Annotated in this window: 32 protein-coding genes and 1 tRNA gene; 19 read left to right on the top strand and 14 right to left on the bottom strand. The window is 45.6% G+C overall.

Going from position 1 to position 26,397, the window contains the following annotated elements; translation table 11 throughout:
• Positions 1-51: 51 nt before the first annotated feature.
• Entirely contained in the window at positions 52-1,560 is a 1,509-nt protein-coding gene (gltX, locus tag BW928_RS01740) for a glutamate--tRNA ligase (RefSeq protein WP_076554530.1), read from the bottom strand.
• Between the two features lie 308 nt (positions 1,561-1,868).
• Here gltX and rsmH point away from each other — a divergent pair, with 308 nt between their 5' ends.
• The 10 genes from rsmH (at position 1,869) to BW928_RS01690 (ending at position 12,363) form a co-directional block, all read left to right on the top strand.
• Entirely contained in the window at positions 1,869-2,870 is a 1,002-nt protein-coding gene (rsmH, locus tag BW928_RS01735; RefSeq protein WP_076554529.1) for a 16S rRNA (cytosine(1402)-N(4))-methyltransferase RsmH, read from the top strand.
• A 21-nt stretch (positions 2,871-2,891) separates the two neighbouring features.
• On the top strand, positions 2,892-3,236 hold the full coding sequence (gene ftsL, locus BW928_RS01730; protein WP_076554528.1) for a cell division protein FtsL: 345 nt from the start codon (positions 2,892-2,894) through the stop codon (positions 3,234-3,236).
• A 2-nt stretch (positions 3,237-3,238) separates the two neighbouring features.
• Positions 3,239-5,200: a peptidoglycan D,D-transpeptidase FtsI family protein gene (locus BW928_RS01725; RefSeq protein ID WP_076554527.1), complete on the top strand. Its 1,962-nt coding sequence runs from the start codon at positions 3,239-3,241 to the stop codon at positions 5,198-5,200.
• A 15-nt stretch (positions 5,201-5,215) separates the two neighbouring features.
• Positions 5,216-6,787, top strand: coding sequence for a UDP-N-acetylmuramoyl-L-alanyl-D-glutamate--2,6-diaminopimelate ligase (locus tag BW928_RS01720; protein WP_076554526.1), 1,572 nt, complete (start codon positions 5,216-5,218; stop codon positions 6,785-6,787).
• A gap of 173 nt (positions 6,788-6,960) precedes the next feature.
• Positions 6,961-8,436 carry a UDP-N-acetylmuramoyl-tripeptide--D-alanyl-D-alanine ligase gene (locus tag BW928_RS01715; RefSeq protein ID WP_076554525.1) on the top strand — a complete coding sequence of 492 codons (1,476 nt, stop codon included), beginning with the start codon at positions 6,961-6,963 and terminating at the stop codon, positions 8,434-8,436.
• Between the two features lie 31 nt (positions 8,437-8,467).
• Positions 8,468-9,565: a phospho-N-acetylmuramoyl-pentapeptide-transferase gene (mraY, locus tag BW928_RS01710; RefSeq protein WP_076554524.1), complete on the top strand. Its 1,098-nt coding sequence runs from the start codon at positions 8,468-8,470 to the stop codon at positions 9,563-9,565.
• A gap of 197 nt (positions 9,566-9,762) precedes the next feature.
• Positions 9,763-10,503: a triose-phosphate isomerase gene (gene tpiA / locus BW928_RS01705; protein ID WP_076554523.1), complete on the top strand. Its 741-nt coding sequence runs from the start codon at positions 9,763-9,765 to the stop codon at positions 10,501-10,503.
• Positions 10,504-10,548: 45 nt separating this feature from the next.
• Entirely contained in the window at positions 10,549-10,845 is a 297-nt protein-coding gene (gene secG, locus BW928_RS01700; RefSeq protein ID WP_076554522.1) for a preprotein translocase subunit SecG, read from the top strand.
• Positions 10,846-10,895: 50 nt separating this feature from the next.
• Positions 10,896-10,980: transfer RNA gene (locus BW928_RS01695), tRNA-Leu, on the top strand.
• A gap of 171 nt (positions 10,981-11,151) precedes the next feature.
• On the top strand, positions 11,152-12,363 hold the full coding sequence (locus BW928_RS01690) for a tyrosine-type recombinase/integrase (protein WP_076554521.1): 1,212 nt from the start codon (positions 11,152-11,154) through the stop codon (positions 12,361-12,363).
• A gap of 9 nt (positions 12,364-12,372) precedes the next feature.
• On the opposite strand, the gene BW928_RS01685 is transcribed toward BW928_RS01690, so the two are convergent.
• From BW928_RS01685 to BW928_RS01645, 11 genes are all read right to left on the bottom strand, one after another.
• Positions 12,373-12,561, bottom strand: a complete 189-nt coding sequence (locus BW928_RS01685; RefSeq protein WP_076554520.1) for a helix-turn-helix transcriptional regulator — start codon at positions 12,559-12,561, stop codon at positions 12,373-12,375.
• Entirely contained in the window at positions 12,542-13,075 is a 534-nt protein-coding gene (locus tag BW928_RS01680; protein ID WP_076554519.1) for a hypothetical protein, read from the bottom strand. The genes BW928_RS01685 and BW928_RS01680 overlap by 20 nt, the downstream gene beginning before the upstream one ends.
• A 67-nt stretch (positions 13,076-13,142) precedes the next feature.
• Positions 13,143-13,979, bottom strand: a complete 837-nt coding sequence (locus tag BW928_RS01675; RefSeq protein WP_076554518.1) for a DUF2303 family protein — start codon at positions 13,977-13,979, stop codon at positions 13,143-13,145.
• A 10-nt stretch (positions 13,980-13,989) separates the two neighbouring features.
• Positions 13,990-14,340, bottom strand: a complete 351-nt coding sequence (locus BW928_RS01670) for a YfdP family phage-associated protein (RefSeq protein ID WP_076554517.1) — start codon at positions 14,338-14,340, stop codon at positions 13,990-13,992.
• Positions 14,319-14,441: a hypothetical protein gene (locus BW928_RS12055; RefSeq protein ID WP_259741464.1), complete on the bottom strand. Its 123-nt coding sequence runs from the start codon at positions 14,439-14,441 to the stop codon at positions 14,319-14,321. The genes BW928_RS01670 and BW928_RS12055 overlap by 22 nt, the downstream gene beginning before the upstream one ends.
• A 128-nt stretch (positions 14,442-14,569) precedes the next feature.
• The gene (gene ssb, locus BW928_RS01665) at positions 14,570-15,046 is read right to left on the bottom strand and encodes a single-stranded DNA-binding protein (protein ID WP_076554516.1); all 477 of its coding nucleotides are present in this window, start codon (positions 15,044-15,046) and stop codon (positions 14,570-14,572) included.
• An 8-nt stretch (positions 15,047-15,054) separates the two neighbouring features.
• Positions 15,055-15,558, bottom strand: a complete 504-nt coding sequence (locus BW928_RS01660; RefSeq protein ID WP_076554515.1) for a hypothetical protein — start codon at positions 15,556-15,558, stop codon at positions 15,055-15,057.
• Positions 15,545-15,904, bottom strand: coding sequence for a hypothetical protein (locus tag BW928_RS01655; RefSeq protein ID WP_076554514.1), 360 nt, complete (start codon positions 15,902-15,904; stop codon positions 15,545-15,547). The genes BW928_RS01660 and BW928_RS01655 overlap by 14 nt, the downstream gene beginning before the upstream one ends.
• A 1-nt stretch (position 15,905) precedes the next feature.
• Complete coding sequence (locus BW928_RS11580) at positions 15,906-16,076, bottom strand: hypothetical protein (RefSeq protein ID WP_158078438.1); 171 nt, start codon at positions 16,074-16,076, stop codon at positions 15,906-15,908.
• A 9-nt stretch (positions 16,077-16,085) separates the two neighbouring features.
• Complete coding sequence (locus tag BW928_RS01650; protein ID WP_076554513.1) at positions 16,086-16,403, bottom strand: hypothetical protein; 318 nt, start codon at positions 16,401-16,403, stop codon at positions 16,086-16,088.
• A gap of 262 nt (positions 16,404-16,665) precedes the next feature.
• A complete protein-coding gene (locus BW928_RS01645; protein WP_076554512.1) occupies positions 16,666-17,358 on the bottom strand; it encodes an XRE family transcriptional regulator in 693 nt (230 codons plus the stop codon).
• Between the two features lie 154 nt (positions 17,359-17,512).
• Between BW928_RS01645 and BW928_RS01640 the strand changes: the two genes are divergently transcribed.
• The 8 genes from BW928_RS01640 to BW928_RS01605 all read left to right on the top strand — a co-directional run bounded on the left by BW928_RS01640 (position 17,513) and on the right by BW928_RS01605 (position 24,598).
• Positions 17,513-17,740 carry a transcriptional regulator gene (locus BW928_RS01640; protein WP_076554511.1) on the top strand — a complete coding sequence of 76 codons (228 nt, stop codon included), beginning with the start codon at positions 17,513-17,515 and terminating at the stop codon, positions 17,738-17,740.
• Between the two features lie 111 nt (positions 17,741-17,851).
• Positions 17,852-20,467, top strand: coding sequence for a DUF5906 domain-containing protein (locus BW928_RS01635; protein WP_076554510.1), 2,616 nt, complete (start codon positions 17,852-17,854; stop codon positions 20,465-20,467).
• Between the two features lie 325 nt (positions 20,468-20,792).
• Complete coding sequence (locus tag BW928_RS01630; protein WP_076554509.1) at positions 20,793-21,206, top strand: hypothetical protein; 414 nt, start codon at positions 20,793-20,795, stop codon at positions 21,204-21,206.
• Positions 21,207-21,347: 141 nt separating this feature from the next.
• Positions 21,348-21,653, top strand: coding sequence for an HNH endonuclease (locus tag BW928_RS01625; protein ID WP_076554508.1), 306 nt, complete (start codon positions 21,348-21,350; stop codon positions 21,651-21,653).
• Positions 21,654-21,754: 101 nt separating this feature from the next.
• On the top strand, positions 21,755-22,207 hold the full coding sequence (locus BW928_RS01620; protein ID WP_076554507.1) for a hypothetical protein: 453 nt from the start codon (positions 21,755-21,757) through the stop codon (positions 22,205-22,207).
• A gap of 25 nt (positions 22,208-22,232) precedes the next feature.
• A complete protein-coding gene (locus tag BW928_RS01615) occupies positions 22,233-22,421 on the top strand; it encodes a hypothetical protein (RefSeq protein ID WP_076554506.1) in 189 nt (62 codons plus the stop codon).
• On the top strand, positions 22,393-22,884 hold the full coding sequence (locus BW928_RS01610; protein WP_076554505.1) for a DUF3310 domain-containing protein: 492 nt from the start codon (positions 22,393-22,395) through the stop codon (positions 22,882-22,884). Before BW928_RS01615 ends, BW928_RS01610 begins: the two co-directional genes overlap by 29 nt.
• Before the next feature lies 1 nt (position 22,885).
• Positions 22,886-24,598: a terminase large subunit gene (locus tag BW928_RS01605; protein WP_078310184.1), complete on the top strand. Its 1,713-nt coding sequence runs from the start codon at positions 22,886-22,888 to the stop codon at positions 24,596-24,598.
• A gap of 305 nt (positions 24,599-24,903) precedes the next feature.
• Here the strand turns inward: BW928_RS01605 and BW928_RS01600 are convergent, their stop codons facing one another.
• Positions 24,904-25,311, bottom strand: coding sequence for a type II toxin-antitoxin system HicB family antitoxin (locus BW928_RS01600; protein ID WP_076554503.1), 408 nt, complete (start codon positions 25,309-25,311; stop codon positions 24,904-24,906).
• Positions 25,312-25,343: 32 nt separating this feature from the next.
• The gene (locus BW928_RS01595; protein WP_200800822.1) at positions 25,344-25,535 is read right to left on the bottom strand and encodes a type II toxin-antitoxin system HicA family toxin; all 192 of its coding nucleotides are present in this window, start codon (positions 25,533-25,535) and stop codon (positions 25,344-25,346) included.
• Between the two features lie 413 nt (positions 25,536-25,948).
• Here BW928_RS01595 and BW928_RS11415 point away from each other — a divergent pair.
• A partial coding sequence (locus BW928_RS11415; RefSeq protein WP_144295799.1) for a KilA-N domain-containing protein occupies positions 25,949-26,397 on the top strand: 449 nt, incomplete at its 3' end.

Here is a 26,397-nt window from a genome sequence, read left to right as displayed (position 1 = left end):
TATCGCCAAGATTTTTGCCCGCTCAAGCGATATCTGGAGATTGTGGCAAGGCTACACTGTGCTGTCCGCCAAAAAGTTTGGCAGGGCTTTGTTTTTTTCCTCAAGTTTTTTGAGTTTTTTCTTGCCAAGTCCGCCCAGCACTTCGCAGGCGTGTCTTAGGCGAGCCAAAGTCATGTCAGCACCGATGATGGCCATTGAGTTCATGACAGGCGTGCTGGCAGTACTGCCTGCAATGGCAACAAAAAACGGCTGCATGAAGTCTTTGAGTTTGATGTCAAAATGTGCCGCCAAGGATTTCATGATTTGATAAATATTATCCTCAGTCCATGCTGGCAGGGCTTCTAGTTGCCAAGTTGCCAAATACAAAATCTCAAGAATTTGTTCGCTATCAAGCGTTTTGTGGGCAAAATCTTCGCTGCTGATATCGGGTAGATTTTGAAAATAAAATCCCGCCCAATTGATTGCATCGGATAATAAATTAATGCGTGGCTGAATCGCCTTGGTGATGGCGGTCAGTTTTTCGTCATCATTTGCCCAAGATAACAGTGCATGCTTGAGCGTTGTTGTGTCCATTGCACGCAGGTATTCGCCATTTAGCCAGTAGAGTTTTTCGATATCAAATACAGGGCCGCCAAGCGAGACACGTGAAATATCAAAACTGGCAATCATCTCATCTAGGCTGAATTTTTCTTGTTCGTCAGGCAGGCTGTAACCCATGCGACCCAAGTAATTTAGCAGTGCCTCAGGCAATACGCCAGCATCACGATAGTAGGTGATGGAGGTGGGGTTTTTGCGTTTTGACAGTTTGGATTTGTCAGGATTTCTAAGCAGTGGCATATGGCACAAGACGGGCATTTGCCAACCAAAGTATTGGTACAGCAATTGATGCTTGGGTGCAGAGGGTAGCCATTCTTCGCCACGCAGCACATGGGTGATTTGCATGAGATGGTCATCAACCACATTGGCAAGATGATAAGTAGGCATACCATCTGTCTTTAGCAGAACTTGCATATCCACTTGCTCCCAAGGAATCACCACCTCGCCACGCAGCATATCGTGAATGGTGCAGACCCCTTCGCTTGGCACACGCATACGAATCACATAAGGCTTGCCTTGTGCGACCAATGCATCGGATTCTTCACGGCTAAGATTGGCATAGCGTCCGTCATATTTGACAGGCAAGCCAGCAGCCAATTGTGCCTCACGCATTTGGTCAAGCTCTTCTGGGGTGCAAAAACAGCGAAAAGCATGGCCTTTGTCCAGCAGTTCTTCGGCGTATTTTTTGTAGATTTCGCTGCGTTCACTTTGGCGATAAGGAGCGTGCGGCCCACCGATGTCAGGGCCTTCAGCCCAGCTTAGCCCAAGCCATTTTAGGGCGTTTAGAATCATTTGTTCAGATTGACTGGTTGAGCGAGTCTGGTCAGTGTCCTCAATACGCAAAATAAACTCACCGCCCATTGATTTGGCAAAAGCAAGATTAAACAAGGCGATATAAGCGGTGCCAACATGAGGAAATCCTGTCGGACTGGGGGCGATGCGAGTGCGAACTGGTCGTGTCATATGATGCTCTTAACTTTCAACTGAAACAATAGATAAGGTGCTATGATAGCAAATTGGCACTATTTTTGGTAGAGTTTGGTGCAAACTGTGCAAAATGTGGCAAAATTTTGGCAATTGTTGAACTCTCGTAACAATCTAACACAAAAAATTGCGACAAATTCCCCACAAATTCATTATTTACTGCTAAAATAGTAAGGTTTTAGTTTTGTAATAGTTTATGATTATTTTGACTGATAAGTCAGTTAATTTTTGATAAATTATTATCTAAAATTTATTAATCAATTTGCACAAAATCACAGTGAACAACCATGAACGATGTCAGCTCAATCACTACAGCAAGCGATATGCCAAAGCAGTTTGTGCATACGGCTGTTTTGCTTGATGAGACGGTGGCGATGCTGTTAAATGTCAAAAAGCTGACAGAACTGGAGCTGGCATCGGTGTCAGGTGTGTATGTTGATGCAACTTTTGGGCGTGGTGGTCATAGTCGCAGGTTGCTTGAATTTTTGGACGAATCAGCAAGGCTTGTGGTGTTTGACAAAGACCCAGAAGCAATCGAAGTTGCCCAAAAATTGGCGGCGATGGATTCGCGAGTGCAGGTGGTGCATGACAGTTTTGCCAATGTTGCCAAGGATTTGGACAAACTGGGCATTGGCAAGATTGATGGGTTGATGGCGGATTTGGGCGTGTCTAGTCCGCAGCTTGACGATGGCAGTCGTGGCTTTAGCTTTATGAAAGACGGGGCGGTGGATATGCGTATGGATACCACCCGTGGTGAGCCTGTTTCAGCGTGGCTTGCACGCGTGTCGGCAGACGAGCTGGCAGATGTGCTGTATCAGTTCGGTGAGGAGCGGCATTCACGCAAGATAGCCCGGGCAATCAAGGCGATGGACAGCTATGATTCTACCTTGCAGCTGGCTGAGGTCATCAAGCAAGCTCACCCAAACTGGCAAAAAGGCAAGCACCCAGCAACCCAAAGTTTTCAGGCGATGCGGATTTTTATTAATAATGAGCTTGGCGATGTTGATGCCTTGCTTGAGCAGAGCATTGAACTGCTGGCAACAGGTGGTAGGCTTGCGGTGATTAGTTTTCATTCGCTTGAGGATCGTCGCATTAAGCAGTTTTTGCAGCGGCACAGTCGTGGCTATTATGACGAAGAGCAGCATTTGCCGATTGTGCCTGCTCGCCCAAAGTATTTTGCCAAGCCCAAACGAGTAGCACCAACGCAGGCAGAGATTCACCAAAATCCCAGAGCAAGAAGTGCATGGTTGCGTGGTGCGGTGCGTAGCGATGAGCCAGCGGTGCTTTAAGTAACGATAATGAGCAATATTATGAACAAAAATCATCTGTACGAAACTGAATCTGCACCTGATATGCGTCAGCTGTTGCGTTTGGTGCTTGCTGTTTTGATTGTGCTGATTTTTGCAACGGCGATTTTGATTGTCAAACAAACTCAAGCAAGGCATCAGGCGTATATTGAGCTACAAAAACTCAACCGAGAATTAACCAAGCTAAAAATTGAAGAACAGCGATTGATGATTGAGCAACAAACCTTCAGTGCCACGCCACAAGTTGCCCAGCGAGCGGTAACTGAGCTGGGAATGTTTTTTCCTAATAATGACAATCGCCGTGTCATTGCCCCAAATGCCAAGCCGTCAAGCCAAGCAAGTGAGTAAAGATGAGCAAATCAACCAAAAAACCAAAACTAGGCTCGGCAAGTGTTACGGCACCTTTAGAGCGTGATACGCAGAATAAAAAAAGATCATGGTGGTCGTTTGGTGTAAAAAAACGCACTGGGGCGAGCTTGGTTGGCGGCAAGCAAGACGCACGCAGATATTTGCTTGTGTGGTTGATTATGGCACTGGCGATGTTTGTGCTTATTGCACGAGCGGCTTATTTGCAGATTTTTAATGCACAGTTTTACATTGACAAAGGCGATGAACTCATCACCACAGTGCGTACCGAGCCGAGTTATCGTGGGGTGATTACCGACAGAGCTGGTGCTCCTTTGGCGGCAAATGCTCCGCTTTATACGGTGTTTTTTGATCCTTATGCGTATGCCGAAGAATACTATCGCTTGGTTGCTGATATGAACAGCACCAAAAAAGATGCCGTCAAGCAGCGTACTTTGACAAAATTAAAAGACATGGATTTGGTCAAATTGGCAGCGGCAGCCAACTTTCCTTTGGAAAAATTGCAAGCAGCGGTAAAAATTGACCCCAAATTGGACGCCAGCGATGACAAAAAAGTCCAAGCAGCACTACCAAAAGGTGCAGGCTCACGCCGTTTGGTCTTGTTAAATCGTGTGTCGCCCGAAATTGCCGAATCGGTCATGCAGCTGGAGTTTTTTGCCGTTGGGCGAGAGCAGTATTTCCAACGCTATTATTTGCAAGCCGAGCCAAATGCACAGATTTTGGGCTTTATGGGGCAATCAAGCGATGGCAGTGGCTATATTGGGCGTGCTGGCATTGAGGCAAAATACAACGAGTTGCTCGCTGGCAAAGATGGCAAGGTTTTGGCTTTGCGTAGCAGAGGCAGTCAGGTCATTCAAGAAATTGAGCAAATTGAACCGCTTGTCGAGGGGCGAGATATCAATCTGACCATCGATTCACGACTGCAATATGTCCTGTATAAGGAGCTTGAACAGGTTGGGCGATTGCAGTCGGCTCGCTCAAGCTCTGGCATGGTGGTTGATGTTAAAACGGGCGAAGTGCTGGCAATGGGTTCGTGGCCGTCATTTAACTCAAACAATCTGTCCGAACGAGATGGTGCCAATGAACGCAACCGCCCCGTGCTTGATGTGTTTGAACCTGGTTCGGTAATGAAGCCATTTACAGTGGCAGCAGCCTTAGAATCTGGCAAATACAATACCAATTCGGTGATTGATACATCGCCGGGCAGTGTGTCAGTTGGTGGTTATACCATTCGTGATGGCGGTAATTATGGCGTGATTACGCTAGATAAATTAATCCAAAAATCCAGTAATGTTGCCTCAACCAAAATCGCTCTTAATTTGCCGACCAATGCCATTGCCAATATGCAGATGAAATTTGGCTTTGGTGCCAAGACCGCATTGGACTTTCCTGCCGAATCTGCTGGCAAGGTTATCGTTCCCAAAGACCGTGAGCTATCACGCCGTGCAACCTTAAGTTATGGTTATGGACAGCAGGTAACTTTGGCACAGCTTGCCCAAGCCTATGCAGCCCTTGGCAATCGTGGGCTAATGTATCCGCTGCGTCTGGTAAAGGATCAGCCAAGCAAAGAGCCAACCCAAGTCATCGGTGCCCAGCATGCAGAAGCGGTTGTGCGTATGATGGAGCTGGTAACAGGTGCAGGCGGTACAGGTCAGGCTGCTGCCATCGATGGTTATCGTGTCGCTGGTAAGACAGGTACCAGTCGCCGCACCAATCCACAAGGCGGATACTACACCGATCAGCATCGTGCGATTTTTGTTGGTGTTGCTCCTGCGTCCAACCCAAGGTTTGCAGTGGCAATTTTGGTGGAAGATCCACGCAGACAGTCCTATGCAGGACAGGTTGCAGCACCTGTATTTGCCAATGTTATGAAAGAGGCGTTGCGTCTTTATAATGTGCCGTATGACAAGCCGCTTCGCCAAGCAACACAGGCACCTTTGTCATAGTTTCAAGGAATGATTATGAGTTTTCAGAATAATATTGTCAGCATAAAGCAGGTCATTGAACAAGCAGTCAATACCCCAAGCACAGTTGCACAGACAAAAAGTGCATGGCTTTGGCAGGTGTTTGCACCGATTTTGGCTTGTCAATTTGGACGATTTTGCCTAGATTCTCGGCAGGTCAATCAAGGCGATGGCTTTGTGTTGCTTGCCAGCAGCAGTCTTGATGAAAAAACCAGCATTGCCAATGCCAACCGCTATCTACAAGCGATAAAGGATAAAGCCAGTTTTGTCATCAGTGAGATAGCAGCCGAGCAATTGGATTTGTGCGATGTATCAATCCCTGTGCTGTGCGTGCCAGAGATTCGCACGGTGCTGGGCGATTTGATTGCTGCCAGACTGCAACTATGTCAGCCTGTGTCTTTGCCGATGGTAATTGCGGTAACAGGCACCAATGGCAAAACAACCGTTAGTCAATTAATCGCCCAGCTGTGTCAGGCGGCGGGCATACAAGCAGCGGTGATGGGTACGGCAGGTAATGGCAGGCTGGGTGCATTGGTACAAGCTGCCAACACCACAGGTGATGTATTGTCCGTGCATGAATTTATTCATCAAATGGCACAGCAAGGGGTGCAGGTTATCGCCCTAGAGGCAAGCTCTCATGGCTTGGATCAGTATCGCTTGCAGGGCGTGCCGATTGTGGCAGCGGTTTATACCAATTTATCGCATGATCATTTGGACTATCATGCTGATATGCAAGCGTATCGTGCCGCCAAAGCAAGATTGTTTGACAAGGCATATTTTCCAACTTTGTCAGTTGGGGTGATAAATCATGATGCCGAGTACGCATTATTTGATTATACCAAGCCTTGTGGCTATGAGCTGTATGGCTACGGTCAGCAGACAAGGACGGATTATCACACCAAGTCAGTTGAGCCAAGTCTTGACGGTGTGGCATTACAAATCATAACACCACAGGGCGAGCTTTCGCTACACAGCCCATTGCTTGGCTTGTTTAATGTGGATAATTTATTGGCAAGTGTGGCGGTATTTGACAGATTGTTTGCCGAGCATTGGACGGATTTGCCAGCATTGGTTGCAAACTTGCAAGGAGCAAGGGGGCGTATGCAGCGTGCCAAATCACAGCTGGGTTCGTTTATTGTTGATTATGCACATACGCCAGACGCTCTGGTGCAGGTGTTATCAAGCCTAAGACGACATTGCACAGGTGAGCTAATCGCTGTATTTGGCTGTGGGGGCGATAGAGATCGCAGCAAGCGTATGCCGATGACACAGGCAGGATTGACTCATGCTGACAAAGTGATTTTGACCGCAGATAATCCCCGTTCGGAAGATCCGCTGGATATTTTGGCACAAATGCAAGAAGGGCTAAAGGCTGATGATTATGATAAAATCATGGTTGAGCCTGACCGCAGGGCGGCAATAGAGCTGGCAGTGCGTTGTGCAGGCGAGCATGATATTGTGGTGATTGCAGGCAAGGGGCATGAGACTTATCAAGAAATCAATGGCGTGCGTCATGATTTTGATGATTTGTCGGTGCTAAATGAGTTTTTGACAAAATATCAAAAATAACAGCACAGCAAACAGAGCATGGTGTCAAAGGTACAATTTGCGTATATTCACCGATGATGCGATATAATATTGCCAATAATGTCGTGTTGATGATTTGGTAGATTTGTGCAATGTTTAGAATCGGTTTGTGCTACAAGCCAGATTTGTTGTAATATAAAAGTTAAGGTATATCAATGAGCAAACAAACCGCCTATGTGTGGCATAAGGATAATCTACAGCAAGCGACAGCTGGTCGTTGGCATCAACCGCCTGTTGATATCCGTGCCACGCGTATCATCACCGATACACGCCAGATTATTGCAGGCGATGTGTTTTTGGCGATTTGTGGTGAGCGATTTGATGCTCATGATTTTGTTGCAACTGCTAAGCAAAACGGAGCAGTGGCAGCCATTGTTGAGCGAGAAGTTGAGTGCGATATACCACAGCTTGTTGTTGCTGACAGTAGGCTTGCATTGGGTCATTTGGGTAAATTTCGCCGCGATCAGCACACCGATTTGACAGTGGTGGCATTGACAGGCTCAAGCGGCAAAACCACCACCAAAGAAATGCTTGGCTCAATCTTGGGTCAAATTGCTCCAACGCTCATCACCAGAGGCAACCTAAATAACGATTTGGGCGTGCCAATGATGCTTTTGGAGCTGACAGATGAGCATCGCTTTTTGGTCGTTGAACTGGGGGCGAATCATGTGGGCGAGATTGCCTATACCGCAGGGCTGGTGCGTCCTGATGTGGCGATGGTACTAAATATTGGCACGGCACATTTGGGCGAGTTTGGTGGTCGTGAAAATATCGCCAAAGCCAAAGCTGAAATTTATTCGGCATTGACCGAGCAGGGCGTGGCGGTGTTGCCATTTGCTGATGAGTTTTATGAAGAGCTGTCAGCTGCCGCTAAGCAATTCACCCAACGCACCATCAGCTTTGGCGAGCGGTCGGTACCACTAAAGACAGCCAATCTTGCCAAAGCGGACTATGAAATGCTTAGCTTGCAAGGCGTAGAGACGGTGCAGATGATGGGCGATGTTTTTGCTGATGAAGTGGAGGCATTGACAACGCACAGTTGTTTTGATTTGGTGCTAAATCCTGACATTGACACATTACAAAGCTTGCCCGTACGGCTGCCATTTATTGGCGAGCATAATGTTGCCAATGCACAGGCAGCAGCGGCAGCAGCGGTGGCACTAGGGATTGATTTGCCAACGATTGTACAAGGATTGACGAATGCCACACCGCCAAAGGGTCGCTTGACACGCGTGGCGTTTGGTAATCATAGCTTGCTTGATGATACCTATAATGCCAATCCAACCTCGATGCTGACTGCAGCTTCGGTGCTGGAAGCTGAACAGGGCATAAAAATCTTGGTGATGGGTGATATTTTTGAATTGGGTGATGCCAGTGTTGATGAGCATACAAAGCTTGGCGAAAAAATAGCCACACTTGCCATTGACCATGTGCTGACAGTCGGTACGCACATGGCACATACCACCCAAGCAATCAACCGCCACAAGATGATTGCCAAGCACTATGCCGATAAGCCAAACCTGTTGATTGATTTACAAAACCTACTCAAGGCAGGGCAGGCAACCGTGCTATTTAAGGGTTCTCGTGGTATGGCAATGGAAAGTTTGATTGCAGATTTGACCGCTTGCTGATTGTACTAATTATTAAAAATAAGGAAAACTCATGCTTTATTGGTTGTTACAACAAACGGATATTGCCATCGCTTCGGTTACGCTAAGGGCGTTATTGGCAGTGATGACGGCATTGTGCATTGTTATCATCGCAGGTAAGCCTGTCATCAATTATTTACGCACGCTCAAATACGGTCAGGCTGTGCGTGATGATGGGCCAAAAACGCACCTTGCCAAGCAAGGCACACCAACGATGGGCGGCGTGCTGATTTTGGTAGCGATTGGCATTGCGACTTTGGCATGGGCGGATTTATCCAATCCTTATGTGTGGATTTTGATGGTGGTGATGGTGGTGTTTGGGGCGGTCGGCTGGGCAGACGACTGGCTAAAAATCAAGCACAAAAACCCCCAAGGGTTGATTGCTCGCAAAAAGTACTTTTGGCTGTCGCTTGGTTCGTTATTTGCAGGGGTGTCGATGTATTATATCGCAACCCAACAAGATGCCACGACACTTGCCGCCATGCAAGACATGCTGATTCCGTTGTTTAAGGGCGTGGTAATTCCGTTCTCGGCGATACCGCTTGGGCTGGGTTTTATTATTGCTACTTATTTTGTATTGGCAGGATCGTCAAATGCGGTGAATTTAACTGACGGTCTGGACGGTTTGGTGATTTTGCCTGTGGTGCTGGTCGCGGCAGGTTTGGGCGTGTTTGCTTATATTTCGGGCTCGGCAAATTATGCTGCATATATGCATGTGCCGCATATTATCTACAATACCGAAGTTGTCATTGTCTGTGCCTCAATCATCGGTGCTGGCTTGGGGTTTTTGTGGTATAACGCCGCCCCTGCTGATGTTTTTATGGGTGATGTTGGTGCGTTATCGCTGGGAGGTATGCTTGGCACGATTGCTGTGATGACAAGGCAGGAGCTTGCTTTTGCGATTATGGGCGGTATTTTTGTGGCAGAGGCGGTATCGGTTATCTTGCAGGTTGGCTCGTATCGTTTACGCAAAAAACGCATTTTTTTGATGGCACCACTGCACCATCATTTTGAGGAAATGGGATTGAAAGAAACCAAAGTTGTTGCCCGCTTTTATATCGTGTGCATTATTTTGGTGATTTTGGGATTGATGACTTTAAAGCTACGCTAATGGCGGCGGCTTTGATTTTAAAGACCGTTTGCAAAAAATCTGACGATAAAGGCGATTTTGCGGTATAATGAGCATTTGCCTCGCCTTTTGGTCAAATTTCGCAGTTTGGGCAAGTTTGACAAATTAAGGTAAATTAAGGGTTGATATGCCAGTATGGATTGGCACAAACTGACAATTATTTATCATTGGAAAAATACATGAATGCACAAAAATATGTCATCGGCAACTGGAAACTAAACCCTGCCACGCTTAGCCAAGCGTGCCAGCTGGCATCATCTTTGGTGCAGATGGATAAATCAGTGCAGGTTGGTTGTGTGCCAAGTTTTGTGCATCTGTCAGCGGTTGGCGAATTGTTGGCAGAATCATCGATACTGCTCGGAGCCCAAGATGTCTGTGCCAAGACAGCAACAACGGGAGCCTTTACTGGTGATGTATCGGCAGGGCAGTTGGCTGATATTGGGGTGAAGTTTGTCATCATAGGCCACTCGGAGCGTCGAGCGTATTATGGTGAGGACAATGCCCTCTTTGAGGCAAAGATACAACAAGCGGTGGATGCTGGTCTGACTGTGGTGTTTTGTGTTGGTGAAACTAAGTCGCAGTATCAAGCACAGCAGACGCTGGTAGTGCTTGATGAGCAATTGTCAGTGCTAAAATCCGTACCAGCTGACAAACTTATCGTTGCCTATGAGCCTGTATGGGCGATTGGCACGGGACTTACACCGAGCATTGACGAGGTCATCGGCGTGCATCGACATATCAAGCAGGTGCTGGCTCGTTATGCCATGCCGACCGTAAGCGTGCTGTATGGCGGCAGTGTCAATGAGAAAAATGCTGCCGAATTTGCTACAGCTTTTGGTGTTGATGGAGCGTTGGTGGGCGGTGCTTCCCTAAAAATTGAGGCTTTTTCCCAGATTGTTGCGGCATTTGCTAACAATTAAGATTAATTAATTTGGCACAGTTGTGCCACTGTGATTGAGAAATTTATGCTTACAGTACTTTTAGCCATTCATATTATTGTTGCCGTTGTCATGATTGGGTTTATTTTGATTCAGCATGGCAAAGGAGCGGACGCTGGAGCGTCTTTTGGTTCTGGTGCAGCAGGTACGGTATTTGGTGCAGCAGGATCGGCGAATTTTCTGACACGCACCACGGCAGTGCTTGCCGCGATATTTTTTATCACCAGTTTGGCATTGGCACATTTTGCCCAAAAACAGGCAGAAGATCAGTTGCGTCTAGATGTGCCAGCAGCGACCAGCACACCTGCTCCTGCCGATAACTAACCGAAAAAACTTGCGTTTGCTGGATTTTTTGGGTAAAATACAGCAAGTTTGCGATCGTGGTGGAATTGGTAGACACGCCATCTTGAGGGGGTGGTGCTTCACGGCGTGAGGGTTCAAGTCCCTCCGATCGCACCAAATACGAGTACGACCAAATACAATAATGTACAAGAAGCTAATAGTTGTAAGGCTTCAGCATAAAAACACTGTGCGAGAATGTACGATATTATGCGTTGCAATCCGCCAAAAATAACAGTACAATTAGCAGTAAATTTGATTTACTGCTAATTTTTTATTTCCTGTACTGTTATGGCTCGTACCACCAAACCGCTTTCGGCAACGGAAGTTGCCAAAGCCCAACCCAGAGAAAAACTGTACCGCTTGTATGATGGTAACGGGCTTGTGCTTAACATTTTGCCATCAGGCACCAAAACATGGTATTTGCAATACAAGCATCCATATACCCAAAAATCTGATATGTACAAGATTGGTAACTATCCAGCAACCACATTGTCGGATGCACGCAAGATTTGCCAAGATTGTCATGCATTACTTGCCCAAAACATAGATCCCAAGCAGCACGCCAAGCATCAGGCTGAAGTCAAACGCATTGCTTTGGCTAATGATTTTCGTTCCGTGTTTAATGAATGGCTCAAAACTCGTGATTATGCAACAACAACCATCAATAAGTTGCAGACTTATACTGCGGAGTTGCTGGCAGTGATTGGCAACAAGCCAGTTGATCAAATTACTGTCATGGATTGCATGGCAGTATTGCGACCAATTGAGCGTTCTGGACATCTTGAAAAACTAAAAAAGATACGCAGTTTAATTAATCAAACAATGGCTTATGCCATTGCAACAGGGCGAGCCCAGCACAATCCAGCGGTTAGTTTGACAGGTGTTTTTAAATCACCAAAGAAAAAACACAACCCTGCCATCTTAGACGAAGCAAGACTTGGTGAAATGGTGCAGGCAATGGACGGCTATCATGGTTCATTTGTTACCAAAAAATGTTTAATGTTTAGCCTGTATACCTTTGCACGACAAGGCGAGATTCGCAATCTAAAGTTTGATGATATTGATTTTGATACAGGCACTTGGCATTATACACCATCTAAAACCGCAAGCAGCACGCAGGTGCAACTAAGTACACCACTATCCACACAAGCACTAGAAATCATCAGGCAGCTTCGAGACCATCACCGTGGTGATTATGTCTTTGTGTCGCCAAATACAACCTTGCGACCAATCTCAGAAGGACTGGTTAATAGGGCACTTCGGCGATTGGATATTGGTAAGCACGAGCAGACAGCTCACGGTTTTCGGGCAATCGCTCGCACCTTGCTTGAAGAGAAATTTAAATATGATTACCGCATGATTGAGATGCAGCTTGGCCATCAAGTGCGTGATAGCAATGGTAGGGCATATAACCGAGTAAAGTGGATTGATGAGCGACGGCAAATGTTGCAAACATGGGCAGATTTTATCGATGAGCTAAAAAACAAGCCCCTTGATTAGGGGCTTTGATTAGGCACTTTGTTGCTGTGTCAGTTTGTCAGCAAGGTAGGCTTGGACTTCGTGATACCACCATAGCGAACAATGACCATCTTTGTGGCTTTGGGGGAATTGACCAGCTCGCATTCTATCATAAATCGTCGTCCTGCTAAGTTTTGTCATTTCGCATACATCATTAATTCTAAGTCGTTTCAGTTCCATATTTCTCTCCTGTTGGTAGTTGTGTAATCACTTCGCCAGTTTTTATATCAAACGGTACGGCGTATTTCCAACGATAATCAACCCCTTTATACCCTGAATTATAATCACCAAGTAACTGGGTAATACAATCTATAACCTTGTCATCGCTATTGGCATTAAACCGCTTTATAATATCTTTTTCACAATCCTTATCACTTACAAGGCAAGGTACATATTTATTATGCTCAAGCAATGCTGCAATAATCGCCCTAGGCTCAGGCTTAGCAGGTGGCTTTTCAAACTCCACGCCATATAGCTTTTCAAGCAAGGCGTGGTTTTCTTCAGTGGCGTGAAGAATGGTTAGTAATGGGTCGGTTGGATAATAAAATCCTTCGAGGGTGAGAGTAAGCTCTTTAACACCCTTATGGACGCACAAAGGGAAGTCTGTCCCTCCACTTAAGTTCTCCAAAACTTTGTAAACTTCCCTACCCAGACTAGGACAATAAACTTTATCGCCTGCTTTAAATTTTTTCATCTTATCCTCCTAAACTTTTTGACATCAACCACCACCCATTTGGCAGGGCGATGGCTGATGAAAGACCTTATTGATTTGTGGCTTGGAATGTGCCGATTGACACATTAAATTGCACACCCAGCTCTTCTTTGATTATGCTGGTGAACTCTTCTAGCCGATTTCTCTCAAGCAATGCGTGCTGTTCGATACTGATTTTAAAATACGGTTTATTGCCATCTGTTGTGATGGACATTCGCAGATTGACAGTTGTTGGGGGCAGGCTCTCATAGCAAGCATCAAACAAGCCAAATCGCACGGGCATATTTTCATCTTTTGTTTTGGCAGATACTTGCTCAAGTTTTGAGCGTGATTCGCTTAAATCTTGGATTTGCTGATTGGCATTGACAGAAGCGGTGATGTCAATATTTCTAAGGGCGTTAATCGCATGAGAAATCTCCACCTCCTCGCCTTTTGCGTTGTACGCTGTCAATTCTGGAGCATAATCAACCACCATCTCAATAAATTTACGATGACAATGCGTGCGACCGTTGTTATCAGTTAGCATCTGATACACGGGCGTTTTTTGTGCCGAAATGTTGGCGGTAAAATCACAGCGACCCATCGCAAAGCCCTGCTCGTTGTAATTTAACACCGCTCTGGCACCGATCTGCTCTGGATTGATAAAAATTTCTGTACTCTCGGAGTTGCCGACTCGTTTTACATAATCGGCAAAATCTTTGACATGGGAAGTGAAAAAATGCCCCCTTTGTCTATCAAGCCCGTTTTGATATGGCTCAAGGCTTGTGATTTTGGTATGAATATTGTGTGCCACAGCATTGATATTATCCTGCACTGTGTAAGTTACAGGTTGGGTGAGTGTTGCTGCTACGCCAGCGTCTGATAAATTTTCAAAAGCCTTAATCATGATTTACTCCTTAGGCAAAAGCTGGTTGGGTTTTGGTGTTTTCGGACAAATCAAGCACATGATTGTCCTCACGGCTGATGGTAACGGTGCCGTTTAGATTGACATACATTGGCGTTTCGGTCGTGTGCTCTTCTGAACGACTGCCACGGCGTGTCGGCTCTTTGTAAGTCAGCTTATGCTCGACACGCACCTGACGACTATCGCCAATGGGTGTAAAGACAAGTTTTAATACCGCCTCGCCTTTTTTGCCTGTGCTGATTGCACCATCGGCAACATCGCTGATGATTTGTGATAGCATATTTTCAATGCTACCGCCGCCAAGATCGCCGATAAAGCGGTTTAGTTCGGTTGGTTTTGCCATGGTTTTTCTCCTGTGTTGGCTAGGGGGTTTAATTTTTGCTGCACCGCTTTGTTCATACGCCGCCTGTGCAGCTTTTTGGCTCGTTTTAGTTTTTTATTCATTGACTATTATCCAGTCTGTATCGTGCGATAGTACCCAGCTTTGTTGCCACTTTACCACTAGGTACTGCATGACTATGTGGTGATTTTGGATATACAGACGGTGAATGTGGGTAGCTGTTGGTGTCATGTTAAAAAGGCATATCATCGCTGACTGCTCGCTGCATTGATGTTGATGGGCTAGGCATGACATTTGGCTGATAGACCGCTTGCTGATTGCCCTGTGCTTGCATCGGCTGATGATAGCTTTGATTGCTCTGTTCGGGGCTGTTGTCATTGGCAGAGCCAAGCATGACAAGTTGTGATGCCCTGATGTCTGTGCTGTAGCGTTCAATGCCCTGATTATCCGTCCATTTGCGTGTTGCAATCTTGCCCTCCAGATAGACCTGCATACCTTTACGCAGCCATTTTTCGGCAATCTCAGCCAATTTTCCATTTAGCACAACTCTATGCCATTCTGTGGTTTCACGGCGGTCGCCTGTTTTTTTATCTGTCCATTTCTCGCCAGTTGCCACAGAAATCACCGCCATCAAATCGCCGTTGTCAAACCGCTTGACATCAGGATTACTGCCAAGTCTGCCGACCAGAATCGCTTTATTTACACTCATGATAACTCCTAGATAAATTGATTGTTTTTGAGCCGTTTAATCAAATCCACCGCCATGCCACACGCCTTTAATAACCCATATTCGCCGTTTGTTTCGATGGTGCGGTGTCGTATGCTGCCGAAGTGATACCGCTGCATTTTGCGGTAGCTGTCAATCAGGCTGTCGATGATTTCGTCAGCATTATCATCGCCATACTGTCTTTGGTGGTGCACAATCGGGTCTGTGTCAATATGCAGCGACAATCGCACTGCAACATCACCCCAGCTGACCGCCTTGGCTTTGGCAGCCCGAGCATTACGGCAGATGCGATAATCGTTGTAGATGATAATCAGCTGATAGTTGCGGTTCATCAGTTTTTTTAGCCATACATAGTCTGCCTGTGTTTTTGTGTGTATCATTGCTGTTTTTATGCCAATGTGCTTGTAGTGCCACATGATGCGACTTGCTACGATTTCGGCTTCTTTTGGGCTTGCAGCAGCAACCAGCACGACAATTGGTTTAGTGTCCGACATCATCATCTCCTGCATACAGCTGCATGAGTAGCTCATGGGCTTGGGCGGATTGTGTCTCGTCAATGCACCGCATGGCACAGTCGCCTTGGTATATTGCCAAATCGTGTATCATTCGGCGTAGACCAGTTTGTGCATTGATGCAGTTGGCAAGCGTCATTCCACCAGCACCACCGATTTTTCTTTGTACCACGCCAAACCATTCTGTTTCATTTTCACGATAATAAATCACATCAAACGGCAATAATTCATCGCCCTCGATAATGGTGTCATCATCACTGTATCTGTTCAGCTTGCTCATGCGATACAAGATGGCATCAATGATATCTTTGTTATTTTTTGTGGTCATGTTAGCCTCGTGTGCAGTTGATTTGATAGCCGTCTTTTTGCCATGATAGGCATTCGGCATAATCCAGCTCGGCTTGCTTGTCAGCTGCCCAAGCACAGCCATAGACAACCAGCAGACTCATGGCAACAGTCGTCGACAGCTTCATAAGACTTTCTATTAATTGCGTATTCATCAGATACTCCTAGTGTGATTTTTCGGTATCGTAGCGGTGTTGACACATGGCAAATATCTCGCACAGCATTGCCCGCTCTGTGGGCGAAACTTGCCTATCGTCTATCTGCACAATATGATCAATCAGCCAGCCCAGACCAATAACTGCCGCACCCAACGACCCCAAATCAACATCACCAAGCGATGTACTGTGATGATAGCCAAGCAGGTGAACAATGATATTGCTCTTTGCTCGTCTGCCATGCTCAGTACTGGGGCGGATTTGCCTCAATTGACGGCAAATGCGTGGTATGATGATGGCGTTGGACTGATTTTGGCTTTTGGTCATTATTGATATTCCATTTATTTGCTTGAGATAAATTATAGGAATACCGTTATAAATTGTCAAGACCTTAGCATTAAAAATATTGGCAAACCATTATATTATTTTTTGTAATTATTGATTTTTAAGGATTTTTGGCATGAAAAAACCGCCCATGTAGGCGGTAAAATCGGATAAAGGGCGATTTTGATTATTTGATTAGCTCAAAAAAGTCAGACTTGTTTAAACAAGTTTTTGAGTGCGTGCCACAGCGAGCCTCTGCCAAAGTTTAGCCACTGCGATAACGCACACGACCGATGATAATAAGGCTTTCGCCGTTACTTTCGTCAATGATTTTGTCTTTGTACTGGGGGTTGTCGCTGGTTAGTCGCAATACACCACCGCCTTCTTTGAATATGCGTTTAATCATCGTATCACCGTCCAAAAACAACGCATACACTTCGCCTTCTCTTGGCTCTATGTCTGTAATATCAATGCCAACAGCATCGCCATGGTTGATATACGGTGCCATAGAATCACCTACGGCATATATCATCTTGAAGTTTTTTGGATTGATACGGCGATAGTGAAAAAAAGTATTATCAAATGGCAAGGTTTTTTTTAGTGGTTCAAATTCGGCATAGCCTGCACCATCGCCACAGCAAAATCGCACATCATAAAACGACACCCAAGCCTGATCACGCCATTCTTCAATCTCCTCATGGGTGATGCCGTTCGGCAGTCGAGCGATTATTTCATCAACCCGTGCTCGGGCGGTTAGTTGCTCGCCTTCGCCAGTGGCAAGCCATTGGGGGTTTACACCAAAAAGCTCAGCAATCTGCACGATTTTAGCCGTGCTTTTACTTTCGCCACGCTCTAATGCACTGTAAGTGCCTTGAGCCATGCCGATGCGTTTGGCGGTGTCTGCTTGGGTAAGCCCTGCCTGCTTTCGAGCTTGTTTTAGTCTGTCTTTGAGTTCCATGGCACACCTCCATCTGACAAAGACGGTTTGTTTCTAGTATGTTTCTATTATAACGGCTTGCCGATATTTTTTCAATGGACGACCAATTTTAACACTTGACATTAAAATCGGAATACCATTATAATGCCGATAAAAATTATTGGAGTACCATTTGATGGCAAAACCGTTACACTCAGCAGAGATTATCCAAAAACTCATTAATGAGTTTGGTACACAGATTAAGCTCGGCAAAGCCATCGGCATTAGCCAGAGCACGATTGCAGGGTGGTTAAGATTGGAGCATGGGATTAGTGAGCTTACCGCCCTAAAAATCGAAAAAATCACCAATGGCAAGTTTCGTGCAGTCGATTTATGTCCACGCCTTGCCGAGCTGGACAAATGATAAAAATAAAACCCATCGGAGGCAACCGATGGGCAGTGTACTTTTGATAGTAGAAGGTAAAAGCACAATGTTATTTTACGCAATACACGCCAAAAAATCAAGGGGTAAATCATGACAAATAAGAGAAAACCACTTGATTTTGAACACATTCGAGCCCAAGCAGCAGGCAATTATATCGACCGCATTTTTCCTGCGGTGGGTATCACCTTTGCCAAAGCACCACACCTGCACCAGCCTTGTCCGCTCTGCGGTGGCAAAGACCGCTTTCGCTGTGATGATAAGGATGGTACGGGTTCGTGGATTTGTAATCAGTGCGGAGCGGGCAACGGCTTTTCTCTTGTGCGTGAGTATACGGGCAATGATGCTTACAATGCTCATGCCTTGATTGCCGAAGTGCTTGGTATTGATGGCGACAAGGCAGTCAGTGAAGCGGACAAACAAGCATGGGCAAAAGAGCGAGCCAAGCGACAATCAGCCGACAAACAAGCCAAGCACGAATCTCGCAAGGTGGCTGCAAATACCGCATCACAACGCTGGCAGACGGCTGTTGCCGCCAATCCGCATCACGGCTACCTCGCCAAAAAAGGCATACAGTCCCATGGCTTGCGTGTGGATAAATTCGGCAATCTGCTCATACCGCTTTATTATCATAACACCAACACAGGCAATATCACCCTGTGCAATATCCAGTCAATTGACAAAGATGGCAAGAAACTTTTTATTAAAGACGGCTTAGTCAGTGGGGCGTTTTATACGCTTGGCGATGTACTGTCCAGCGATACGATTTTTGTCTGCGAAGGCTATGCCACAGCAGCAAGCATCTATGAAGCAATAGGGCGACACCACCCTGTCATCGCCACTTTCAATGCGGATAATATGGTCAAATGTGCGTCCATTATCCGTGCATTGTATCCACAGCATCGCTTGATTTTTTGTGCCGATGATGACAGGGCAACCGCCCAAAAAACGGGCAAAAATGCAGGCATTGACGCAGGTCGGCGGGCATCAACAATCGCTCAGGCTGAATACATCAGTCCTGATTTTGGCGATGATGACCGCACTGCCACAGGTGAGCTTACCGATTATAACGATTTGCACATGGCTTTTGGCATTGAGGTTATCAAAGCCCAGTTGCTCCACGCCATCAACCACCCCAAGCCGATTGCCAAGCAGCAAGACAAGTCTGCCATCACCATTGAAATAATGCTAAAAGATTGTGCTCAAATCGTCAATGACCGCAAAGGCTCGATGACGAACAAAATCTATCATGAGCCAACTTTGACAGATTATACGCTGACCTCGTTTTCTCGCAATTTTGGAAAAGAGCTTGCCAAAATTTGGCTTGAGCACCCCAAAAAGCGACAAATCAACCAAACAGATATTGACAAACAGCGACACGAAAACGCCAAACGAGCCTTTGGTTATATCTTTGAAAATTATGTCTATATTGCAGGCACCAAAGATGTATACAACATTGAAGACAACATTCGTCAAAGTGTAGAGAGTTTGAGGCTGGAATATCCAAATGACTTTGATATGTGGAACAAGTCGCCTGACCGCCTAAAAGTCAAGGCGGAAAATATCTTTTTTGACCCAACAGAGCGGCGTTCAAGCAAACTTTCCGTCCCTTATATCAACACATTTAAGGGCATGGCACTGACAGCAGCTAAAGCACCACTTGACGAGCTGGCAGAGCAAGCCAAACCATTTCTTGATTTGCTCAAGCATTTGTGCAATGGCAGCGAAATTTATACCAACTGGGTGCTAAATTGGCTTGCCATTCCTTTACAAAACCCCGGCACAAAGATGGATACTTTTTTGTTATTTCATGGTCATGTGCAAGGTGCTGGCAAGTCGCTATTTTTTGACAGAGTAATGAGCCGTATTTATGGTGATTATCTGCTGACACTTGGGCAAGGGCAGCTGGACAGTCAATATAACGACTGGGTTGAAGGTAAGCTGTTTGCTGTCTTCGAGGAGATTTTCCAAGGCAAAGAGCGTTACAGCCAAGCAGGCATGGTAAAACAGCTAACCACAGGCAAAGATTTGTGGATTAGTAAAAAGTTCGTTAGCGGTTGGAAGCAGGATAACTTTGTTAATTCGGTGTTTTTGTCCAATGACGACCACCCACTTTCAGCAGATGAGGTGGATCGCCGTGCTTTTGTCATGTACCCCAAGTCGCCCTTGCCTGATGATATCAAAAACAGGGTATCGGCAGCATTGGGCGATACCGATGCTGCAGCATTAAGGGCGTTTTATGCGTTTTTATTAAATAAAGACACAGGTGAGCAAAATCAACATACCCATGCGATAACCACTCCTGACAAGGAGCAATTGATTAATTTGTCTCGAGCGAGCTGGGAGAGGTTTTATAACGAGTGGAAACATGGCATGATACCCAATGTGCCGTATCAGACTTGCACTAGCCAAGATATTTTTGATGTGTATCGGGCGTGGTGTGGTTATAACAACGAAAAAACCACCACCCAAACCAAGCTGATGACTTATCTTGGACGGCGTGAGTCCAAAGAGCTGGTGCGATTTGTTGATTATATTTTTGGCATTAACAACCAGACCGAGTCTTATGTCGTGCGAGCAATGGTACTTGTAATTAATCTGCCAGAACCCCAAATAGGCGAGATGGCAAAAAGTCGCCAAAAAATATTGAGTGATGAAATATATAATTTTCGCAAAATGATAAAAAAATACATACCAAGAGGCAATTAACACCAAAAACCTTTGCCAAATAGCCAAACCTTTGCCAAGTCAAAACCCTTGCAATCACTAGCATTGCAGGGGTTTTGTCAATAGTGGCAAGGGTTTGGAAATTTTTTTGCCTATATATTTATTTTTTATTTTATAATTTTTTTTATTCTATATGATAAAATAAACCCTTTCCACCCTTGCCACCCTTTCCATATTATTCTAAAGTATAATAAAATCAATATCTTATACAATGAAATAATGGCAATGGTTGTGGCAAAGGTTTGAAATTTTTGACAAAACTCTTGCCAATCCTACATAATCGCCCAAGATTATTTAGGAGAGTCTCATGGCATACCAAAGAACACCCAAAGCCCACCTTGTTGCCGCTGCCGAAAGCTATGCAGGTGTCAGCCCATTTGCTGATGCTTGTTATCGCTATTATTTTTATGAATGCAAATTAAGCCACAAAAGACTGCTATCAGCGATTGCCACAGAATTTGACGAGTACCTTGCCAGCATACCAGCCAAATACCACCAAGCCATCATTGCCACCGCATTGCTTGAGCTTAGCTATCCGACCAAGAATCCAGACCGTCCAGCATTCACCGCCAAAGATCGTGCCGTATGTATGGGTGTCAGTCGCCGCCAGTATTATCGCATCGGTGGGCATGGTGCCATTGATAATATCATCAGCAATATCATCGGCATTGCGATGGTTGTTGCCGCCAAAGTCAGACGACAGCTGGGCAAAGATTTTTAGCAGGGCGATTAAAAGGCTTGACAAGATGGCACACTATTTGCTATCATTTTGCTATGATAGCCGTTTGGTATAAATAATCGGCAAATAAACCAATTTACACCCCAGTGATGACAGTATCGCTGGGGTTTTTGTTTGATAGTCATGAAATTAACAACACTTAAACCACGACTAAAGCCAGCCGCATCACACCAACAAAAGCCCAGCTGGGGCAAAAGTCGTGGCGGACGACCTTGGCGACGATTGCGTCAGCAGATATTATTGCGTGATAGATACACCTGCCAAATCTGCCACAGAGTTGGCGGCAGGCTTGAGCTAGATCATGTCATCAACAAGGCAAATGGCGGCTCGGACAATCAAGAAAATCTACAGATTTTATGCCACGACTGCCACCAACAAAAAACCAAAGCAGAAAGCATGGCGGGGGGAGTCAAACAAATTTTCACATGAGTTTGCGGACACCATCCCCTGTCCCTTTTATAAAAAAATTTCTGATTTGGGGAAAGTTTCCGACTTTTCCTGATGGAGTTATTTTTTAGGAATATTAAACAATGGCGAGATATGATAAAGAAGAATATGCCAAAATGATGGCAAAAGGGGCTGATTGGCTAGATGCCATGCAAGCCGCTGGCTATGATGTAAGCAATCAAGAATCAGCAAAAAGACAAAAACGCAATCTTGATAAAAACAAAGGGTTACAAAACCGAATCTCTGAGCTAAAACAGCTACAGGAGCAAAAACAAGCCAACCAAGCAACTGATGCCAAGCCACCCAAAAAACTAAGCCCCAAAGAATATCTAGAAAGCGTGTATAACGACCTAGCCCAAGACCCAAAAATGCGAATGCAAGCAGCTGTTGCTTTGCTGCCGTATACAGAAAACAAAATGGCACAGACGGGCAAAAAAGATGACGCCCAGCAAACCGCCCAGCAATTATCAACCAGTGGCAGATTTGCCACCGCCTCACATCAGGGCGACTTCTTTGCAAGTGTCGTTACACAATAATTGGCGGTAAAAATGACAAAAGCGTATGAAATACTTAAGTGCTGACGGCACAATAGCTGAGCTTAGCAGTCCTGCCGACAAGCAAGGCTTGGTATATCTGATAATCAACAATGAGCAAGTTGCCATGAGCTATGATGCGTTTATCGCACGATTTTGCCACATTGCCTGTGAAAAAAGGACAATCAATGAGCCACGATATCATCAACAAACCTAAGCACTACACCGCTTGTCCCTCTGGCGTTGAGTGCATTGAGATAGCGGAGCTGTTGCCGTTTTGTCTTGGCAATTGCTATAAATATCTGCACCGTGCAGGCTTAAAGGGCGACAAAAAGCAGGACTTGCAAAAGGCTCGATATTATGCAAAGCGAGCCATGTTTAATGGTGAAACCATGCCAAGCGTGGCAAAAGCACGACTTTGCTATGTTGCAAGCCATAAAAATGCCAACAACGCCGCTTTGCTTTGGCATCTTGGGCGATGGGACGCTGACAAAAACGGCGATTTTGCCCGCCGCTTTATTAAAGAATTGACAAAAGAAATTGACTTGGTAGATGACAATCCAAAACAAAAGGAGCGAAAAATCATCGGCTATCGCATAGGTTTTTTGGGCTATGATTTGCCCGTCTATGACGACAGTCCAGACCAAAAAACAGACTCGAGCAAACCACAGGAAACTTAGCATGACACAGCCAATTTGGACAACCGCACTGCCCAATTGGCAGGAAAAAATCATAAAGGGCGACAGTCTTATCCCTTGTTCGCCACTTTTTAAGGCACCAAGCGAGATTGCTTTGCGAGTGTTTAAAGAGCTAAGACTCGTCGATGTGCTGGGTTGTCCAAAAATCGGCGAGGTCAGCAAACAATGGGTGTTTGACTTTGTGGAGGTTATCTTTGGGGCGTATGATGCAACTGCCAAAAAACGCTTGATTAAAGAATTTTTTCTGCTCATCAGCAAGAAAAACTCAAAATCAACGCTAGCAGCTGGCATTATGCTTACTGCACTCATATTAAACGAGCGGCAGTCGTGCGAGCTTGTGATTATCGCCCCGACCAAAGAAGTCGCCAACAATTCATTTAACCCAATGAAAGACATGATAAGGGTGGACGGCGAGTTGTCCGCTCTTTTTAATGTCTCAGAGCATACCAAAACCATCACGCACCGTGCCACACAGGCGACCTTAAAGGTTATCGCTGCCGAATCGGATAGCCTAGCAGGGGTGAAGGCGACTTATGTGCTGGTTGATGAGCTGTGGGTATTTGGCAAACGCTCTGGGGCAAGCTCAATGTTACAGGAGGCAAAAGGGGGATTGGCAAGCCGTCCAGAGGGCTTTGTGATTTATCTGTCTACGATGTCGGACGAGCCGCCAGCAGGGGTGTTTAAGGAAAAATTGGACTATGCTCGTGATGTGCGAGATGGCGAGATTGACGACCGCCGATTTTTGCCCATCTTGTATGAGTTTCCCAAAAGTTATATCGAAAATGGCGACTATACAAATCCTGAAAATTGGTACATCACCAATCCCAACCTTGGGGCATCGGTGGATTTGGAGTATTTGACCGATACCATCAGCCGAGCCAAAGAATCGCACGACAAAAACACGCTACAAACGGCACTTGCCAAGCATCTGAATGTCGAAATCGGTATCAGCCTACGAGCCAACCGCTGGGCAGGGGCAGAATTTTGGGAAAAAGCAGCGGGCAGTTTTACACTTGATGAACTCATCGAAAAAAGCGAGGTCATCACCATGGGCGGTGATGGCGGTGGTCTTGATGATTTGCTGGGCTGTGCGGTAATCGGCAGGCTGCCTACGCCAAAATACATTTATACCGATGACTACAATGTCCGCCACGAAGTCAAGCAGTGGTGGGTGTGGGTCAAAGCGTGGTGCCACCCGATTGCGTTGGAGCGTAGAAAGCAAGACGAGCCACGCTATCGAGACTTTGAGGCAGATGGTGATTTGGTCATCGTGAAAAATATCGGTGATGATGTTGCCGAATTTGCTGACATTGCCAAAAAGATTCATGACAGTGGTAAGCTGGATAGAATTGGGCTTGACCCTGCTGGGGCGGACGATATTGTGATTGCGTTGGAAAGTATCGGCATTGCAAGGGAGCAGATTACAGGCGTATCACAAGGCTGGAAGCTGGGCGGTTACCAAAAGGTATGCGAGCGTAAAATCGCAAGCGGCGACTTGACACACGCAAATCAGCCGTTAATGGCGTGGTGCGTGGGCAACGCCCGTGTCAAGCTGTCAGGCTCAGGGGTTGCGATGAGCAAGTCCGAGAGCGGCAACGGCAAGATTGACCCTGTCATCGCGATGCTTAATGCTGTGGCACTGATGAGCCAAAATCCTGCCTCGCCAAAAAAGGCAGATGCGGCGGTTTATTTTTGAAGCGGATTGACAAAGGGTATGCTGGTTTGTATAATTATACCTATCTAGCCCTTAGCAGTAAGCCTTTGATGTACATATTCAAAGTGCCGAGCCTTAGGGCTTTTTAATTTAAGGAACATTATGACAACCGCTGTATTCATTGATGGGGCGTTTTTTGTTAAACGCCTTAGGCACTATTCGCACCAAAAGCCCAGCACTCAATTCATAACCACCCAATCATGCGATTGGGTTTTTATTTGACAAAGTAAAAATGCTGGGAATAAAAAACGGTCAAATGACCGCTTTTTGCATGGCTGGGGTGTGGTTTAAGCCAAGTCTGCCATGGCTAGTTGTGCTAGGTAGTTGGAACGGCTTTTATACAGCGACTTATGGGCGTTTACTTTTTCGTCAATTTTGGTGATTAAAAACTGTGGCAAAGTAATATTGACTTTGTGCGTACGCATATCATATTTGGATAAATCCACATCAATCCATGCCCACATGCAGCCGTCGTATTCAGGATTGGCAAGGTGCTTATTAAAATCCTGTGGCAATGGAATGGGTTCACCATCTTCTGCCAAGCCCTCAAAGTGCAAATCAATAAACTCATGTGCCATTTGGTGCATATCGGACAACTCATCACAGCAGGTTGCTCCATTTTGGACATCAGGAAATAAAATGGCATGGGCGACTTTGTCGTCATTGGATTTTAAAACAGCGATTGGGTATAACATCACACTCTCCTAGTTTGGCAAGGGCAGAAGGGCTAATCGCTTAGCCCTGCTTGTCTCATAATGCTTTTAACAGTCGGTAGTGGTATATCTTTTCTTGGGTGGGGTACTGTTACCTTGCCCTTTTTAGTGGGGTGTCTGAATTGTCGATGACTGCCACTGTTTGATTTTACCTCGTACCAACCATCTGCTTTTATGAGTTTAATGACTGCTTTACTACTTGTCATTTTTATCCCCTTGCTGATTGTTGGTGTGTTTATTATATACCTAGAGTTATAATTTATCAAGCACTTTTTAAAATATTTTCATTTGACAAAGTAAAAATGCTGGGGTATGATGTGTATAAGGTGTCAGAACCGAACAACAAAGCGTTATCCACAAGCGAAATCTGTGGTTTTATTTTGCCAAAAATTCCACTCCTAGAATTCTAGGACTGCAAAAATCCACTGTGAGAATTCTCACACTGCAAAATAGCCCTTTCAAATTCCACTTCTCAAATTTGAGAACTGCCGATTATGTTAGGGGGGCGGAGAAATAAGGTGGCTTGCCACACGAATAATCCCAGCCGTCTTTGTTCGGCTTCTGAACCCCCTAGCACCCTTTACAGGGTAATTTCAGAAAATAAACAAAGGAGTTCATCATGAACGCATTAACCATTAATGCTCAAGCTATCAGCCAACTTAATGGCTTATATTCTCTTAATGATTTGCATAAAGCCTCTGGCAATGAGAAAAATCATCAGCCATCAAACTTTATGGCAAATAAGCAAACCAAAGAACTTATCACCGAAATTGAAAGTGAAAACACCATTGCCTACCACACTATCAATGGTGGTCATAATCGTGGCACTTATGTCTGTGAGGAGTTGGTTTATGCTTATGCAATGTGGATTTCTGCAAAATTCAATCTGATGGTGATTAGAGCGTTTAAGGCACTAAACACAGGAGCTATCCCTTGCCTACCCAAAACCACCCCAGCCGACCGCCGCCTATCTGCCACCCAAATCGCCCAAATCCGAGCGGCGGTCAAGCAGGTAACAAGCACAGGGGCGGTCAGCTATCAGTATCTGTATCATGCCATTAATACAGA

Origin of the sequence: Moraxella cuniculi DSM 21768, assembly GCF_900156515.1 — a bacterium.
Lineage (GTDB): Bacteria > Pseudomonadota > Gammaproteobacteria > Pseudomonadales > Moraxellaceae > Moraxella > Moraxella cuniculi.
The sequence above is the reverse complement of the archived record's forward strand: the minus strand, read 5'-3'. Positions and strand labels throughout refer to the sequence as shown.

What these genes read in the sequence shown, in the direction of transcription:
- BW928_RS01630 (WP_076554509.1), top strand. Translation starts at nt 20,793, where the DNA reads ATGGCATACCAAAGAACACCCAAAGCCCACCTTGTTGCCGCTGCCGAA.
- BW928_RS01720 (WP_076554526.1), top strand. Translation starts at nt 5,216, where the DNA reads ATGAGTTTTCAGAATAATATTGTCAGCATAAAGCAGGTCATTGAACAA.
- BW928_RS01685 (WP_076554520.1), bottom strand. Translation starts at nt 12,561, where the DNA reads ATGGAACTGAAACGACTTAGAATTAATGATGTATGCGAAATGACAAAA.
- BW928_RS01595 (WP_200800822.1), bottom strand. Translation starts at nt 25,535, where the DNA reads ATGACAAGTAGTAAAGCAGTCATTAAACTCATAAAAGCAGATGGTTGG.
- BW928_RS01660 (WP_076554515.1), bottom strand. Translation starts at nt 15,558, where the DNA reads ATGTCGGACACTAAACCAATTGTCGTGCTGGTTGCTGCTGCAAGCCCA.
- BW928_RS01690 (WP_076554521.1), top strand. Translation starts at nt 11,152, where the DNA reads ATGGCTCGTACCACCAAACCGCTTTCGGCAACGGAAGTTGCCAAAGCC.
- BW928_RS01635 (WP_076554510.1), top strand. Translation starts at nt 17,852, where the DNA reads ATGACAAATAAGAGAAAACCACTTGATTTTGAACACATTCGAGCCCAA.
- BW928_RS01620 (WP_076554507.1), top strand. Translation starts at nt 21,755, where the DNA reads ATGGCGAGATATGATAAAGAAGAATATGCCAAAATGATGGCAAAAGGG.
- BW928_RS12055 (WP_259741464.1), bottom strand. Translation starts at nt 14,441, where the DNA reads ATGAATAAAAAACTAAAACGAGCCAAAAAGCTGCACAGGCGGCGTATG.
- secG (WP_076554522.1), top strand. Translation starts at nt 10,549, where the DNA reads ATGCTTACAGTACTTTTAGCCATTCATATTATTGTTGCCGTTGTCATG.
- rsmH (WP_076554529.1), top strand. Translation starts at nt 1,869, where the DNA reads ATGAACGATGTCAGCTCAATCACTACAGCAAGCGATATGCCAAAGCAG.
- BW928_RS01675 (WP_076554518.1), bottom strand. Translation starts at nt 13,979, where the DNA reads ATGATTAAGGCTTTTGAAAATTTATCAGACGCTGGCGTAGCAGCAACA.
- BW928_RS01605 (WP_078310184.1), top strand. Translation starts at nt 22,886, where the DNA reads ATGACACAGCCAATTTGGACAACCGCACTGCCCAATTGGCAGGAAAAA.
- BW928_RS01715 (WP_076554525.1), top strand. Translation starts at nt 6,961, where the DNA reads ATGAGCAAACAAACCGCCTATGTGTGGCATAAGGATAATCTACAGCAA.
- ssb (WP_076554516.1), bottom strand. Translation starts at nt 15,046, where the DNA reads ATGAGTGTAAATAAAGCGATTCTGGTCGGCAGACTTGGCAGTAATCCT.
- BW928_RS01625 (WP_076554508.1), top strand. Translation starts at nt 21,348, where the DNA reads ATGAAATTAACAACACTTAAACCACGACTAAAGCCAGCCGCATCACAC.
- BW928_RS01655 (WP_076554514.1), bottom strand. Translation starts at nt 15,904, where the DNA reads ATGACCACAAAAAATAACAAAGATATCATTGATGCCATCTTGTATCGC.
- BW928_RS01640 (WP_076554511.1), top strand. Translation starts at nt 17,513, where the DNA reads ATGGCAAAACCGTTACACTCAGCAGAGATTATCCAAAAACTCATTAAT.
- mraY (WP_076554524.1), top strand. Translation starts at nt 8,468, where the DNA reads ATGCTTTATTGGTTGTTACAACAAACGGATATTGCCATCGCTTCGGTT.
- BW928_RS01670 (WP_076554517.1), bottom strand. Translation starts at nt 14,340, where the DNA reads ATGGCAAAACCAACCGAACTAAACCGCTTTATCGGCGATCTTGGCGGC.
- gltX (WP_076554530.1), bottom strand. Translation starts at nt 1,560, where the DNA reads ATGACACGACCAGTTCGCACTCGCATCGCCCCCAGTCCGACAGGATTT.
- BW928_RS01645 (WP_076554512.1), bottom strand. Translation starts at nt 17,358, where the DNA reads ATGGAACTCAAAGACAGACTAAAACAAGCTCGAAAGCAGGCAGGGCTT.
- BW928_RS01725 (WP_076554527.1), top strand. Translation starts at nt 3,239, where the DNA reads ATGAGCAAATCAACCAAAAAACCAAAACTAGGCTCGGCAAGTGTTACG.
- BW928_RS01600 (WP_076554503.1), bottom strand. Translation starts at nt 25,311, where the DNA reads ATGTTATACCCAATCGCTGTTTTAAAATCCAATGACGACAAAGTCGCC.
- BW928_RS01610 (WP_076554505.1), top strand. Translation starts at nt 22,393, where the DNA reads ATGAGCCACGATATCATCAACAAACCTAAGCACTACACCGCTTGTCCC.
- tpiA (WP_076554523.1), top strand. Translation starts at nt 9,763, where the DNA reads ATGAATGCACAAAAATATGTCATCGGCAACTGGAAACTAAACCCTGCC.
- BW928_RS11580 (WP_158078438.1), bottom strand. Translation starts at nt 16,076, where the DNA reads ATGAATACGCAATTAATAGAAAGTCTTATGAAGCTGTCGACGACTGTT.
- BW928_RS01615 (WP_076554506.1), top strand. Translation starts at nt 22,233, where the DNA reads ATGAAATACTTAAGTGCTGACGGCACAATAGCTGAGCTTAGCAGTCCT.
- ftsL (WP_076554528.1), top strand. Translation starts at nt 2,892, where the DNA reads ATGAACAAAAATCATCTGTACGAAACTGAATCTGCACCTGATATGCGT.
- BW928_RS01650 (WP_076554513.1), bottom strand. Translation starts at nt 16,403, where the DNA reads ATGACCAAAAGCCAAAATCAGTCCAACGCCATCATCATACCACGCATT.
- BW928_RS01680 (WP_076554519.1), bottom strand. Translation starts at nt 13,075, where the DNA reads ATGAAAAAATTTAAAGCAGGCGATAAAGTTTATTGTCCTAGTCTGGGT.